The 12,355-nt window shown below is 65.8% G+C and carries 17 protein-coding genes and 1 pseudogene; 17 read left to right on the forward strand and 1 reads right to left on the reverse strand.

All coding sequences use genetic code 11. From position 1 onward, the window contains the following. Nucleotides 1–327: pseudogene (locus HMPREF2716_RS21365) on the reverse strand (EscN/YscN/HrcN family type III secretion system ATPase); the annotation flags it as partial. Nucleotides 328–517: 190 nt separating this feature from the next. Between HMPREF2716_RS21365 and popN the strand changes: the two are divergent. From popN to exsD, 17 genes are all read left to right on the forward strand, one after another. Further along, entirely contained in the window at nt 518–1,384 is an 867-nt protein-coding gene (gene popN / locus HMPREF2716_RS21370) for a SctW family type III secretion system gatekeeper subunit PopN (RefSeq protein ID WP_003087692.1), read from the forward strand. Next, nucleotides 1,365–1,643: an Acr1 family type III secretion system gatekeeper subunit Pcr1 gene (gene pcr1, locus HMPREF2716_RS21375; RefSeq protein ID WP_003087693.1), complete on the forward strand. Its 279-nt coding sequence runs from the start codon at nt 1,365–1,367 to the stop codon at nt 1,641–1,643. Before popN ends, pcr1 begins: the two co-directional genes overlap by 20 nt. Next, complete coding sequence (gene sycN, locus HMPREF2716_RS21380) at nt 1,630–2,001, forward strand: type III secretion chaperone SycN (RefSeq protein ID WP_003087694.1); 372 nt, start codon at nt 1,630–1,632, stop codon at nt 1,999–2,001. Before pcr1 ends, sycN begins: the two co-directional genes overlap by 14 nt. Further along, nucleotides 1,998–2,363, forward strand: coding sequence for a type III secretion system protein PscX (gene pscX, locus HMPREF2716_RS21385; protein WP_003100794.1), 366 nt, complete (start codon nt 1,998–2,000; stop codon nt 2,361–2,363). The genes sycN and pscX overlap by 4 nt, the downstream gene beginning before the upstream one ends. A gap of 4 nt (nt 2,364–2,367) precedes the next feature. Further along, nucleotides 2,368–2,697, forward strand: coding sequence for a type III secretion system chaperone PscY (gene pscY / locus HMPREF2716_RS21390; RefSeq protein WP_003087695.1), 330 nt, complete (start codon nt 2,368–2,370; stop codon nt 2,695–2,697). Continuing rightward, nucleotides 2,694–4,814, forward strand: a complete 2,121-nt coding sequence (gene pcrD, locus HMPREF2716_RS21395) for a SctV family type III secretion system export apparatus subunit PcrD (RefSeq protein ID WP_003100792.1) — start codon at nt 2,694–2,696, stop codon at nt 4,812–4,814. The genes pscY and pcrD overlap by 4 nt, the downstream gene beginning before the upstream one ends. Then, nucleotides 4,811–5,245: an LcrR family type III secretion system chaperone PcrR gene (gene pcrR / locus HMPREF2716_RS21400; RefSeq protein WP_003100791.1), complete on the forward strand. Its 435-nt coding sequence runs from the start codon at nt 4,811–4,813 to the stop codon at nt 5,243–5,245. Before pcrD ends, pcrR begins: the two co-directional genes overlap by 4 nt. A gap of 27 nt (nt 5,246–5,272) precedes the next feature. Beyond that, nucleotides 5,273–5,569, forward strand: coding sequence for an LcrG family type III secretion system chaperone PcrG (gene pcrG, locus HMPREF2716_RS21405; RefSeq protein ID WP_003100790.1), 297 nt, complete (start codon nt 5,273–5,275; stop codon nt 5,567–5,569). A gap of 9 nt (nt 5,570–5,578) precedes the next feature. Continuing rightward, a complete protein-coding gene (pcrV, locus tag HMPREF2716_RS21410; protein ID WP_003100789.1) occupies nt 5,579–6,463 on the forward strand; it encodes a type III secretion system needle tip protein PcrV in 885 nt (294 codons plus the stop codon). An 8-nt stretch (nt 6,464–6,471) separates the two neighbouring features. Further along, nucleotides 6,472–6,978: a SycD/LcrH family type III secretion system chaperone PcrH gene (pcrH, locus tag HMPREF2716_RS21415; protein ID WP_003087708.1), complete on the forward strand. Its 507-nt coding sequence runs from the start codon at nt 6,472–6,474 to the stop codon at nt 6,976–6,978. Further along, a complete protein-coding gene (popB, locus tag HMPREF2716_RS21420; RefSeq protein WP_004342870.1) occupies nt 6,959–8,131 on the forward strand; it encodes a type III secretion system translocon subunit PopB in 1,173 nt (390 codons plus the stop codon). Before pcrH ends, popB begins: the two co-directional genes overlap by 20 nt. An 11-nt stretch (nt 8,132–8,142) precedes the next feature. Further along, complete coding sequence (gene popD / locus HMPREF2716_RS21425) at nt 8,143–9,030, forward strand: type III secretion system translocon subunit PopD (protein WP_003113550.1); 888 nt, start codon at nt 8,143–8,145, stop codon at nt 9,028–9,030. A 125-nt stretch (nt 9,031–9,155) separates the two neighbouring features. Then, nucleotides 9,156–9,593, forward strand: coding sequence for a type III secretion system regulatory chaperone ExsC (exsC, locus tag HMPREF2716_RS21430; RefSeq protein WP_009876222.1), 438 nt, complete (start codon nt 9,156–9,158; stop codon nt 9,591–9,593). An 8-nt stretch (nt 9,594–9,601) separates the two neighbouring features. Continuing rightward, the gene (gene exsE, locus HMPREF2716_RS21435; RefSeq protein WP_003100766.1) at nt 9,602–9,847 is read left to right on the forward strand and encodes a T3SS regulon translocated regulator ExsE; all 246 of its coding nucleotides are present in this window, start codon (nt 9,602–9,604) and stop codon (nt 9,845–9,847) included. An 8-nt stretch (nt 9,848–9,855) separates the two neighbouring features. After that, nucleotides 9,856–10,269: a YscW family type III secretion system pilotin ExsB gene (gene exsB / locus HMPREF2716_RS21440; RefSeq protein WP_003100765.1), complete on the forward strand. Its 414-nt coding sequence runs from the start codon at nt 9,856–9,858 to the stop codon at nt 10,267–10,269. 297 nt (nt 10,270–10,566) lie between these two features. Then, complete coding sequence (gene exsA / locus HMPREF2716_RS21445; protein ID WP_003120334.1) at nt 10,567–11,403, forward strand: T3SS regulon transcriptional activator ExsA; 837 nt, start codon at nt 10,567–10,569, stop codon at nt 11,401–11,403. Nucleotides 11,404–11,500: 97 nt separating this feature from the next. Further along, nucleotides 11,501–12,331, forward strand: coding sequence for a T3SS regulon anti-activator ExsD (gene exsD / locus HMPREF2716_RS21450; RefSeq protein ID WP_031629798.1), 831 nt, complete (start codon nt 11,501–11,503; stop codon nt 12,329–12,331). The last annotated feature ends 24 nt before the right edge of the window (nt 12,332–12,355 follow it).

Below are 12,355 nucleotides of genomic sequence, written 5' to 3' on the forward strand. Positions count from 1 at the left end.
GAGCACCTGCCCGAGCAGGTGCTCGCCGACCGCCACGCGATGCATGCCGCCGGTAGGGCTGACTTCGGTGTTGGAGGAAACCCCGAGCATCTCGCCGAGCGGGGTGAGCAGCGCCTGGTGCTGCTGGAAGCCGATGACCTCGGCGAGCAGCGCCAGGCTCTGGTCGGGATTGCGCAACTGGCAGAGTTCGCCGATGCGCACGCCGGGCACCACGGCCTTGAGCAGGGTTCCGGTGACCTGGGTGACCCGCCCGCGGATCTGGATCGGCCGGCAGCCTTCGATGGCGTGGCGCATCCGGACGATGAGAGGAGAGAGAGGCGCGGGCATGGCGGATCGGTTCGGCTGGAGTCGGCGCGCACTATAGAGAAAGCCTCGCGCGACGAATTTCAGTGCCAGCCGGGAGTTTTTAGAAATCGGTTGCCGCCGCGGCTAAAAAAAACCGGCCGATATTGGCATCGGCGCCGCCGGGCCGGTTCCTATACTGCGCCGCCTTTGCAGACCAGGAGCCACAGCCACGATGGACATCCTCCAGAGTTCCTCCGCCGCGCCCCTCGCGCCGCGGGAAGCGGCCAACGCCCCCGCGCAGCAGGCTGGCGGCAGCTTTCAGGGCGAGCGCGTCCACTACGTTTCCGTTTCGCAGTCGCTGGCCGATGCCGCGGAAGAGCTGACCTTCGCCTTTTCCGAGCGCGCCGAGAAATCCCTGGCCAAGCGCCGCCTGAGCGACGCCCATGCGCGCCTGAGCGAAGTCCAGGCCATGCTGCAGGAGTACTGGAAGCGCATTCCGGACCTGGAAAGCCAGCAGAAGCTCGAGGCGCTGATCGCCCACCTGGGCAGCGGCCAACTGAGCAGCCTGGCGCAGCTCAGTGCTTACCTGGAGGGCTTCTCCAGCGAGATCAGCCAGCGCTTCCTGGCGCTGTCGCGGGCGCGCGACGTCCTGGCCGGGCGGCCGGAGGCGCGGGCGATGCTGGCGCTGGTCGACCAGGCGTTGCTGCGGATGGCCGACGAGCAGGGCCTGGAGATCGAACTCGGCCTGCGCATCGAGCCGCTGGCCGCCGAGGCTTCCGCCGCCGGTGTCGGCGATATCCAGGCGCTGCGCGATACCTACCGTGACGCGGTACTCGACTACCGGGGCCTGTCGGCGGCCTGGCAGGACATCCAGGCGCGCTTCGCCGCGACGCCGCTGGAGCGGGTCGTGGCCTTCCTGCAGAAAGCCCTGAGCGCCGACCTGGACAGTCAGTCGAGCCGGCTCGATCCGGTGAAGCTGGAGCGGGTCATGAGCGACATGCACAAGCTGCGCGTGCTCGGCGGCCTGGCGGAGCAGGTGGGGGCGCTCTGGCAGGTGCTGGTGACGGGGGAGCGGGGCCATGGCATACGGGCCTTCTGAATTGACCGGCGCAGTCATCGCCTTGCTCGAGAAGCGCTGGGTCGGCGTCGCCGAGGTGCAGGCGTTGCTCGAGCCGTTGCCGCTGGCCGACGTCGCCCGGCAGATCCATTTCTTCCGCGAACTGAAGCGTCTCTACCGCCTGTTGCCGGTCGAAGTGTTCGGCGACGACGAGCAGCGCCAGAATCTTTTGAATGCCTGCCAGATGGCACTCGACCTGGCGATCGAGCGCGAAGAGGAGCAGCAGCATGGACTGGGTTGAGCTGGCCGTCGCGCAGTTCTGCCAGGACCTGCGGGTGAGCGTACCGGCGCCGCTGGCGCGCGTGGTGCAACTGGATTTCGAGGACAGCGGCACCTTGCAGCTGGAACGCCATGGCGAACAGTTGTCGCTCTGGCTGGCCTGTGACCTGGCCTGGCATCAGGCCTATCGCGGCACCCTGCGGGCGTTGCGCCTGTGCCATGCGCGCGCGGCCGGGAGCCTGCCGCTGCGTTGCGCCTGGAGCGGCGAATCGCGCCTGCTGCTGTGCATCACCCTGGAAGCCCGGCAGGTCGGCATCCCGACGTTGCACCAGGCCTTGCAGGCGCTGCGCTCGGCGCGCAGCGAAGTGCTCGCCGCATGAGCCGGGTCGGTGCCTGGCACATCGGCATCGAACGACTCGACCTGGCGCATGCCGAGCCGTTCGCGCCGCCCCTGCCGGAGCGCCATCTGCTGGCGCCCGACGGCCGGCCGGTGGAGACCCACGTCGCCAGCCTGTATCCCGCGCAGCAGGCGCAACAGCGCCTGTTCGACTACGCCCGGCCCCAGCTGGAGTTCCACGGCCTGCTGCGCCCCGGCGACTTCCGCCAGGCGCTGCGCGATCTCCGCCTGGCCCTCACGCTGCCCCGCCAGCCGGCCCTGCAGGCCGCGGCCTGCCTGCTCGGCGAGCGCGATGAAGACGAGCGACTGCTGCAAATGGCCCTGAACCTGTTGCACAAGGTATGAATCGATGACGTTGAAACCGACGCAACAGCGCCTGTTGCTGATGCTGGGCTGGTTGCACCTGCAATGCGGCCAGCCGCGACGCGCCCAGGTGTTGCTGGAGGCCTTGCTGAGCGTTGCGCCGGAGCGCCGCGACGGGCGCCGCGCCTTGCTCCTGGCGTTGCTCCAGCAAGGCCTCGGCGAGCCCGCCGTGCGCCTGTGCCGGCAGTTGCAGGAGGATGGCGAGGAGGAGCCCGGTCTGTGGCTTTGCCTGAGCCGTGCCGAACAGCTCGCCGGGCGTCTCGACGCGGCGCGTGCCGCGCACGCCCGGGCGCTGGAGCTGGAGGCGCGGGAATGAACGACCTGAGCGGGCTTCTCGGCCGGGTCGGCGAGCGCAAGGACATCCTGCTGGTGGTGTTGCTGCTGGCGGTGGTGTTCATGATGGTGCTGCCGCTGCCACCGCTGCTGCTGGACATCCTCATCGCCGTCAACATCACCATCTCCGTGGTCCTGCTGATGATGTCGGTGTACATCGGCTCGCCGTTGCAGTTCTCGGTGTTCCCGGCGGTGCTGCTGATCACCACGCTGTTCCGCCTGGCGCTGTCGGTGAGCACCACGCGGATGATCCTGCTGCAGGCCGACGCGGGGCAGATCGTCAACACCTTCGGCAGCTTCGTGGTCGGCGGCAACCTGGTGGTGGGCATCATCATCTTCCTGATCATCACCATCGTGCAGTTCCTGGTGATCACTAAGGGTGCCGAGCGGGTCGCCGAGGTCAGCGCGCGCTTTTCCCTGGATGCCATGCCAGGCAAGCAGATGAGCATCGACGGCGACATGCGTGCCGGCGTGATCGATGTCAACGAGGCGCGGGCGCGGCGCGCGGTGATCGAAAAGGAAAGCCAGATGTTCGGCTCCATGGACGGCGCGATGAAGTTCGTCAAGGGCGACGCCATCGCCGGGCTGATCATCATCGTCGTCAACATCCTCGGCGGCATCGCCATCGGCGTCACGCAGAAGGGCCTGAGCACCGCCGACGCGCTGCAACTGTACGCGGTGCTGACCGTCGGCGATGGCATGGTCTCGCAGGTGCCGGCGTTGCTGATCGCCATCACCGCCGGGATCATCGTCACCCGGGTGTCTTCCGACGAATCGGCGGACCTCGGCAGCGACATCGGCGAACAGGTGGTGGCGCAGCCCAAGGCGCTGCTGATCGGCGGCCTGTTGCTGGTGCTGTTCGGCCTGATTCCCGGTTTCCCGACCCTGACCTTCCTGGCTCTCGCGCTGCTGGTTGGCGGCGGCGGCTACTTCATGCTCTGGCGCCAGCGGGCCCAGGCCAGCGCCGGTTCCCGCGACCTGCCGGCGCTGCTCGCGCAGGGCGCCGGAGCGCCATCGGCCAAGGCGCGTGGCAAGGCTGGCGGCGGCAAGCCGAAGGCCGGGCGTCTCGCCGAGCAGGAAGAATTCGCCCTCACCGTGCCGTTGCTGATCGACGTCGATGCCAGCCTCCAGGAACGTCTCGAGGCGATGTCGCTGAACGAGGAGCTGGTGCGGGTACGACGCGCGTTGTACCTGGATTTCGGCGTGCCGTTCCCGGGTATCCACTTGCGCTTCAACGAAGCGATGGGCGATGGCGAATACCTGGTGCAGCTACAGGAGGTCCCGGTCGCGCGCGGATGCCTGCGGCCGGGCTGGTTGCTGGTGCGCGAACGCGCCGCGCAGCTGGAACTGCTCGCGGTCCCCCACGAGCCGGCAGAGCTGCAGGTGCCGGGAGAAGAGGCGAGCTGGGTGGAGCAGGCGCATCAGGATCGCCTGGAGCGTTCCGGCTGTGCCTGCCTGGGCCTGGAGCAGGTGCTCACCTGGCACCTGTCCCATGTGCTGCGGGAGTACGCCGAGGATTTCATCGGCATCCAGGAGACGCGCTACCTGCTGGAGCAGATGGAGCAGGGTTACGGCGAGCTGGTGAAGGAGGCGCAGCGGATCGTTCCCCTGCAGCGGATGACCGAGATTCTCCAGCGCCTGGTCGGCGAGGACATCTCGATCCGCAACATGCGGGCGATCCTCGAGGCGATGGTGGAGTGGGGGCAGAAGGAGAAGGACGTGGTGCAGCTCACCGAGTACATCCGCAGCAGCCTCAAGCGCTACATCTGCTACAAGTACTCCAGCGGCAACAATATCCTTCCCGCCTATCTGCTGGACCAGGCGGTGGAGGAGCAGATCCGCGGTGGCATCCGCCAGACCAGCGCCGGCAGCTACCTGGCCCTCGACCCGGCGATAACCCAGGCCTTCCTCGAGCGCGTGCGGCAGACCGTCGGCGATCTCGCGCAGATGCAGAACCGGCCGGTGCTGATCGTTTCCATGGATATCCGCCGCTACGTGCGCAAGCTGGTGGAGAGCGACTATGCCGGGCTGCCGGTGCTGTCCTACCAGGAGCTGACCCAGCAGATCAACATCCAGCCGCTTGGCAGGATCGTGTTGTGAGCGCCGATCCGCTGATTCCCTGGTTTCTCGCCCGCGGCCTGGCGGTGCGTCCGCATTGCCTGCGCGACACCTCGATCGCGCTCGGCTGGCAGGTCCTGGCCCATGGCTGCGAACTGGCCTGGCGCTGCGACGGCGAGCGGGTCTGGATCGTGATGTTGCGTCGGCGGCAGGCGCGCAGCGGATTGGCCAATCCATTCGCCGCGCTGTACCTGCTGGCGGAGGCCACGCTCGATACGCTGGGGCCGCGCCAGCGTCTCTACGGCAAGGTCCTGGCGCTGGCCGGCAGCCCACTGCCTGGCGAGCGCATGGCGCGCTTCTATCGCCGCTGGACCGGCGCCGCCGAGCCCGCCGACGGCTGGTTCGAGCTGGAGGCCGGGCGGGTGGTGACGCAGCGAAGCCTGCGAAAACGACAAAAACCCGACCGTGCCTGACAGGCTCCGGCAACGTCGATCCCTACCATGGGCGACATGAACGAATACACCGAAGACACCCTGCGGGCGACCGTCCAGGCCGCCGAACTGGCGATTCGCGACAGCGAGGAACGCGGCCGCCTGCTGGCGGAAATGTGGCAAGGCCTGGGGCTTGCCGCGGACGCCGGCGAGCTGCTGTTCCAGGCGCCGGAGCGAGAGCTGGCGCGAGCTGCCGAAGAGGAGCTGCTGGCCGAACTGCGGCGCATGCGCAGTTCCCAGCCGACGCAGGGCGAGCAGGGTACCCGGCCGCGGCGTCCGACGCCGATGCGTGGCTTGTTGATCTGAGGAATCACGATGGAAGTCAGAAACCTTAATGCCGCTCGCGAGCTGTTCCTGGACGAGCTCCTGGCCGCGTCGGCGGCGCCTGCCAGTGCCGAGCAGGAGGAACTGCTGGCCCTGTTGCGCAGCGAGCGGATCGTGCTGGCCCACGCCGGCCAGCCGCTGAGCGAGGCGCAAGTGCTCAAGGCGCTCGCCTGGTTGCTCGCGGCCAATCCGTCCGCGCCTCCGGGGCAGGGCCTCGAGGTACTCCGCGAAGTCCTGCAGGCACGTCGGCAGCCCGGTGCGCAGTGGGATCTGCGCGAGTTCCTGGTGTCGGCCTATTTCAGCCTGCACGGCCGTCTCGACGAGGATGTCATCGGTGTCTACAAGGATGTCCTGCAGACCCAGGACGGCAAGCGCAAGGCGCTGCTCGACGAGCTCAAGGCGCTGACCGCGGAGTTGAAGGTCTACAGCGTGATCCAGTCGCAGATCAACGCCGCGCTGTCGGCCAAGCAGGGCATCAGGATCGACGCTGGCGGTATCGATCTGGTCGACCCCACGCTCTATGGCTATGCCGTCGGCGATCCCAGGTGGAAGGACAGCCCCGAGTATGCGCTGCTGAGCAATCTGGATACCTTCAGCGGCAAGCTGTCGATCAAGGATTTTCTCAGCGGCTCGCCGAAGCAGAGCGGGGAACTCAAGGGCCTCAGCGATGAGTACCCCTTCGAGAAGGACAACAACCCGGTCGGCAATTTCGCCACCACGGTGAGCGACCGCTCGCGTCCGCTGAACGACAAGGTCAACGAGAAGACCACCCTCCTCAACGACACCAGCTCCCGCTACAACTCGGCGGTCGAGGCGCTCAACCGCTTCATCCAGAAATACGACAGCGTCCTGCGCGACATTCTCAGCGCGATCTAGAGGTATCCATGAACCAGCAAGCGACCCCTTCCGACACCGACCAGCAACAGGCGCTGGAGGCCTTCCTGCGCGACGGCGGCACCCTGGCGATGCTTCGCGGACTCAGCGAGGACACCCTGGAGCAGCTCTATGCGCTGGGCTTCAACCAGTACCAGGCGGGCAAGTGGGACGACGCGCAGAAGATCTTCCAGGCACTGTGCATGCTCGACCACTACGACGCCCGCTACTTTCTCGGCCTGGGCGCCTGCCGCCAGTCCCTCGGTCTCTATGAGCAGGCCCTGCAGAGCTACAGCTACGGCGCGCTGATGGACATCAACGAGCCGCGCTTTCCCTTCCATGCCGCCGAGTGCCACCTGCAACTGGGTGATCTCGACGGAGCCGAGAGTGGCTTCTACTCGGCCCGGGCCCTGGCCGCGGCACAGCCGGCGCACGAGGCCCTGGCCGCGCGTGCCGGCGCCATGTTGGAAGCCGTAACCGCGAGAAAGGATCGAACATATGAATCCGATAACGCTTGAACGCGCCGGACTGCCCTACGGGGTGGCCGACGCCGGGGATATCCCGGCGCTCGGCAGGCCGGTCGCGAGGGATGTCGAGAGTCTGCGGGTGGAGCGCCTGGCGGCGCCGGCCGCGGCTTCCGCGAGCGGCACGGGGGTGGCGCTGACGCCGCCGTCCGCAGCCAGCCAGCAGCGCCTGGAGGTCGCCAATCGTGCGGAGATCGCCAGCCTGGTGCAAGCAGTGGGCGAGGATGTCGGACTGGCGCGGCAGGTTGTGCTGGCCGGCGCTTCGACGCTGTTGTCCGCCGGCCTGATGTCGCCGCAGGCGTTCGAGATCGAGCTGGCGAAAATCACCGGCGAAGTCGAGAACCAGCAGAAGAAACTCAAGCTGACCGAAATCGAGCAGGCGCGAAAGCAGAACCTGCAGAAGATGGAGGACAACCAGCAGAAGATCAGGGAGTCGGAAGAAGCCGCGAAAGAAGCCCAGAAGTCCGGTCTGGCAGCCAAAATCTTTGGTTGGATCAGTGCAATAGCTTCGATCATCGTCGGCGCAATCATGGTGGCAACCGGCGTCGGCGCGGCCGCGGGTGCACTGATGATCGCGGGCGGTGTCATGGGAGTGGTCTCCCAGTCGGTACAGCAGGCAGCCGCGGACGGATTGATCAGCAAGGAAGTGATGGAAAAGCTCGGCCCGGCACTGATGGGTATCGAGATCGCCGTCGCGCTGCTGGCGGCGGTGGTCAGCTTCGGCGGCTCAGCGGTCGGCGGGCTGGCCAGGCTGGGCGCGAAGATCGGCGGCAAGGCGGCCGAGATGACCGCCAGCCTGGCGAGCAAGGTCGCCGACCTGGGCGGCAAGTTCGGCAGTTTGGCCGGCCAATCGCTGTCGCACTCGCTGAAACTCGGCGTGCAGGTTTCCGACCTGACCCTGGACGTCGCCAACGGCGCGGCCCAGGCCACTCATTCGGGATTCCAGGCGAAGGCCGCGAACCGCCAGGCCGACGTGCAGGAATCGCGTGCCGACCTGACCACCCTGCAGGGCGTGATCGAGCGCCTGAAGGAAGAGCTGAGCCGCATGCTGGAAGCATTCCAGGAAATCATGGAGCGGATCTTCGCCATGCTCCAGGCCAAGGGTGAAACCCTGCACAACCTGTCCAGCCGACCGGCAGCGATCTGAGGAGACGTCACATGATCGACACGCAATATTCCCTGGCGGCTACCCAGGCCGCGATCCCCTCCGAGCCGATCGCTCCCGGCGCCGCCGGGCGTTCCGTCGGCACGCCGCAAGCGGCTGCGGACCTGCCGCAGGTGCCGGCCGCGCGGGCCGACCGGGTCGAACTGAACGCTCCGCGCCAGGTGCTCGACCCGGTGCGCATGGAAGCGGCCGGCAGCGAGCTGGACAGCAGCGTCGAGCTTCTGCTGATTCTCTTCCGCATCGCGCAGAAAGCGCGCGAGCTGGGCGTGCTCCAGCGCGACAACGAGAACCAGTCGATCATCCACGCGCAGAAGGCGCAGGTGGACGAGATGCGCAGCGGCGCCACGCTGATGATCGCCATGGCGGTGATCGCTGGCGTCGGCGCATTGGCCTCGGCGGTGGTCGGCAGCCTCGGCGCGTTGAAGAACGGCAAGGCCATCAGTCAGGAGAAGACCCTGCAGAAGAACATCGATGGGCGCAACGAACTGATCGACGCGAAGATGCAGGCGCTTGGCAAGACCTCCGACGAGGATCGCAAGATCGTCGGCAAGGTCTGGGCGGCGGACCAGGTGCAGGACAGTGTGGCGTTGCGTGCGGCGGGCCGTGCCTTCGAGAGCCGCAACGGCGCCCTGCAGGTGGCCAACACGGTGATCCAGTCCTTCGTCCAGATGGCCAACGCCTCGGTCCAGGTGCGCCAGGGCGAGTCGCAGGCGAGCGCCCGGGAAGGAGAGGTCAACGCCACCATCGGGCAGAGCCAGAAGCAGAAGGTCGAGGACCAGATGAGCTTCGATGCCGGCTTCATGAAGGACGTCCTGCAGCTCATCCAGCAGTACACCCAGAGCCATAACCAGGCCTGGCGTGCGGCGGCCGGAGTGGTCTGAGCCGTCTCCGCGCGGGAGGAAAAGGCCACAGCGATGTGGCTTTTTTCTTAAAAGAAAAGTCTCTCAGTGACAAAAGCGATGCATAGCCCGGTGCTAGCATGCGCTGAGCTTTAGGAGGCGCCCCCATGGATTTAACGAGCAAGGTCAACCGACTGCTTGCCGAGTTCGCAGGCCGTATCGGTTTGCCTTCCCTGTCCCTCGACGAGGAGGGCATGGCGAGCCTCCTGTTCGACGAACAGGTGGGCGTCACCCTGTTGCTGCTCGCCGAGCGCGAGCGTCTGTTGCTGGAGGCCGATGTGGTGGGCATCGATGTGCTGGGCGAGGGGATCTTTCGCCAGCTCGCCAGCTTCAACCGCCATTGGCACCGTTTCGATCTGCATTTCGGCTTCGACGAGCTGACCGGCAAGGTCCAGTTGTATGCGCAGATTCTCGCAGCGCAACTGACCCTCGAATGCTTCGAGGCGACCTTGGCCAACCTGCTCGATCACGCCGAGTTCTGGCAGCGCCTGCTGCCGTGCGACAGTGATCGCGAGGCGGTCGCTGCGGTCGGCATGAGGGTTTGAGCGGCCCCATGAAAATCGAATCGATTTCGCCGGTGCAGCCGTCCCAAGACGCTGGAGCTGAGGCGGTGGGGCATTTCGAGGGGCGTTCGGTGACCCGCGCGGCCGTTCGCGGCGAGGACCGTTCCAGCGTGGCCGGGCTGGCGCGCTGGCTGGCGCGCAACGTGGCTGGCGATCCGCGTAGTGAGCAGGCCTTGCAGCGTCTCGCCGACGGTGACGGCACGCCGCTGGAGGCGCGCACGGTCCGGCGCAGGTGAGGTGCTGGATGCTGTTGCCGCTGGCGTTGCTGCTCGGCGGTTGCGTCAGCCAGCCCGCGCCGATGTCGCCGAAGGTGACGGTGGGTGGTTCGGTGGGCGGCGTTTCCCTGCAGGCGCGCCAGGCGCAACTCAGGCTGCGCCTGTATGCCGTCGTTCAGGGAAGGATGCAAACGATTGCCGAGCGGCGCTACCGGGTGTCCGGGTTGCCGTTGCGCTATGCCTTCGATCTGGAGGTCGACAGGTTGGAGGGCGAGGCATTGTACCTGCGTACCGAGCTTTCCTGGGTGGGCGTCGCGGCGGTCCAGGCGAGTGCCTGGCAACAGGTGGCGGCGGGCGTCGATGAGCGGGTCCGGCTGGTTCGGCGCGACTGTTTTCCGAATTGTACGGCCGCTCGCCCGGAAGAAAGATCTGGCAACGATTGATACATTGCCTGCTGTTTCGGAAAGTGCGTATGGAGATTAAAGAAGTGCAAGTCTCGTTCGTTTTCAGGGAAGGCCTCGAATAATAAAACTGGTACTTTTGTTCCGCTTCTAAAGAAGGCTGGATTAATTGGCGGAAGCCGACTCGCTCTGCGAATCAGCGCACGTCGGATAATCCTGATTATTATAAAATCGACTCCGTGCTCATGGCTTTGAAAATCAATAAAACGGAGCGTATTCATGCCTCTCCGCTCGGTGGGGCATTCAAGGTACGACGGGAAGTGTTGGGGTTCTTATAATATGCAAGGAGCCAAATCTCTTGGCCGAAAGCAGATAACGTCTTGTCATTGGAACATTCCAACTTTCGAATACAGGGTAAACAAGGAAGAGGGCGTATATGTTCTGCTCGAGGGCGAACTGACCGTCCAGGACATCGATTCCACTTTTTGCCTGGCGCCTGGCGAGTTGCTTTTCGTCCGCCGCGGAAGCTATGTCGTAAGTACCAAGGGAAAGGACAGCCGAATACTCTGGATTCCATTATCTGCCCAGTTTCTACAAGGCTTCGTCCAGCGCTTCGGCGCGCTGTTGAGTGAAGTCGAGCGTTGCGACGAGCCCGTGCCGGGCATCATCGCGTTCGCTGCCACGCCTCTGCTGGCCGGTTGCGTCAAGGGGTTGAAGGAATTGCTTGTGCATGAGCATCCGCCGATGCTCGCCTGCCTGAAGATCGAGGAGTTGCTGATGCTCTTCGCGTTCAGTCCGCAGGGGCCGCTGCTGATGTCGGTCCTGCGGCAACTGAGCAACCGGCATGTCGAGCGTCTGCAGCTATTCATGGAGAAGCACTACCTCAACGAGTGGAAGCTGTCCGACTTCTCCCGCGAGTTCGGCATGGGGCTGACCACCTTCAAGGAGCTGTTCGGCAGTGTCTATGGGGTTTCGCCGCGCGCCTGGATCAGCGAGCGGAGAATCCTCTATGCCCATCAGTTGCTGCTCAACAGCGACATGAGCATCGTCGACATCGCCATGGAGGCGGGCTTTTCCAGTCAGTCCTATTTCACCCAGAGCTATCGCCGCCGTTTCGGCTGCACACCGAGCCGCTCGCGGCAGGGGAAGGACGAATGCCGGGCTAAAAATAACTGACGTTTTTTGAAAGCCCGGTAGCGGCTGCATGAGTAGAATCGGCCCAAATTGCAGGCTCTGACGAGCGCGCAATGTAGTGAGGAAGCCAAGGCAGAGAATGGAGCAGGAAGACGATAAGCAGTACTCCCGAGAAGCGGTGTTCGCCGGCAGGCGGGTATCCGTGGTGGGCTCGGACGCCCGCTCGCGGGGTCGGGTGCCGGGTTACGCATCGAGCAGTTTGTATCGTGAGTCCGGAATCATCAGTGCGCGGCAACTGGCGTTGCTGCAGCGGATGCTGCCGCGCCTGCGGCTGGAGCAACTGTTCCGCTGCGAGTGGTTGCAGCAGCGCCTGGCGCGCGGCCTGGCGCTGGGGCGCGAAGAGGTGCGGCAGATTCTCCTCTGCGCGGCGCAGGACGACGACGGCTGGTGCTCCGAACTGGGCGACCGGGTCAACCTCGCCGTGCCGCAGTCGATGATCGACTGGGTCCTGCTGCCGGTCTATGGCTGGTGGGAAAGCCTGCTCGACCAGGCGATCCCCGGCTGGCGCCTGTCGCTGGTGGAGCTGGAGACCCAGTCCCGGCAACTGCGAGTCAAGTCCGAATTCTGGTCCCGCGTGGCCGAGCTGGAGCCGGAGCAGGCCCGCGAGGAACTGGCCAGGGTCGCCAAGTGCCAGGCGCGCACCCAGGAACAGGTGGCCGAACTGGCCGGCAAGCTGGAGACGGCTTCGGCACTGGCGAAGAGCGCCTGGCCGAACTGGCAGCGGGGCATGGCGACGCTGCTCGCCAGCGGCGGGCTGGCCGGCTTCGAGCCGATCCCCGAGGTCCTCGAATGCCTCTGGCAACCTCTCTGCCGGCTGGACGACGACGTCGGCGCGGCGGACGCCGTCAAGGCCTGGCTGCACGAACGCAACCTGTGCCAGGCACAGGATCACTTCTACTGGCAGAGCTGAGCGGCCGGCGAAAGCCGGCCCTAC

Source organism: Pseudomonas sp. HMSC076A11, assembly GCF_001810205.1.
In the GTDB taxonomy this organism is placed as follows: Bacteria; Pseudomonadota; Gammaproteobacteria; order Pseudomonadales; family Pseudomonadaceae; genus Pseudomonas; species Pseudomonas aeruginosa.

Excerpts from the sequence above, each read along its gene's own strand:
- exsD (WP_031629798.1), top strand. The coding sequence starts at position 11,501 with ATGGAGCAGGAAGACGATAAGCAGTACTCCCGAGAAGCGGTGTTCGCC.
- pcr1 (WP_003087693.1), top strand. The coding sequence starts at position 1,365 with ATGGCATACGGGCCTTCTGAATTGACCGGCGCAGTCATCGCCTTGCTC.
- pscY (WP_003087695.1), top strand. The coding sequence starts at position 2,368 with ATGACGTTGAAACCGACGCAACAGCGCCTGTTGCTGATGCTGGGCTGG.
- exsB (WP_003100765.1), top strand. The coding sequence starts at position 9,856 with ATGCTGTTGCCGCTGGCGTTGCTGCTCGGCGGTTGCGTCAGCCAGCCC.
- pcrD (WP_003100792.1), top strand. The coding sequence starts at position 2,694 with ATGAACGACCTGAGCGGGCTTCTCGGCCGGGTCGGCGAGCGCAAGGAC.
- popB (WP_004342870.1), top strand. The coding sequence starts at position 6,959 with ATGAATCCGATAACGCTTGAACGCGCCGGACTGCCCTACGGGGTGGCC.
- exsC (WP_009876222.1), top strand. The coding sequence starts at position 9,156 with ATGGATTTAACGAGCAAGGTCAACCGACTGCTTGCCGAGTTCGCAGGC.
- popD (WP_003113550.1), top strand. The coding sequence starts at position 8,143 with ATGATCGACACGCAATATTCCCTGGCGGCTACCCAGGCCGCGATCCCC.
- sycN (WP_003087694.1), top strand. The coding sequence starts at position 1,630 with ATGGACTGGGTTGAGCTGGCCGTCGCGCAGTTCTGCCAGGACCTGCGG.
- popN (WP_003087692.1), top strand. The coding sequence starts at position 518 with ATGGACATCCTCCAGAGTTCCTCCGCCGCGCCCCTCGCGCCGCGGGAA.
- pcrH (WP_003087708.1), top strand. The coding sequence starts at position 6,472 with ATGAACCAGCAAGCGACCCCTTCCGACACCGACCAGCAACAGGCGCTG.
- exsE (WP_003100766.1), top strand. The coding sequence starts at position 9,602 with ATGAAAATCGAATCGATTTCGCCGGTGCAGCCGTCCCAAGACGCTGGA.
- pcrV (WP_003100789.1), top strand. The coding sequence starts at position 5,579 with ATGGAAGTCAGAAACCTTAATGCCGCTCGCGAGCTGTTCCTGGACGAG.
- exsA (WP_003120334.1), top strand. The coding sequence starts at position 10,567 with ATGCAAGGAGCCAAATCTCTTGGCCGAAAGCAGATAACGTCTTGTCAT.
- pscX (WP_003100794.1), top strand. The coding sequence starts at position 1,998 with ATGAGCCGGGTCGGTGCCTGGCACATCGGCATCGAACGACTCGACCTG.
- pcrG (WP_003100790.1), top strand. The coding sequence starts at position 5,273 with ATGGGCGACATGAACGAATACACCGAAGACACCCTGCGGGCGACCGTC.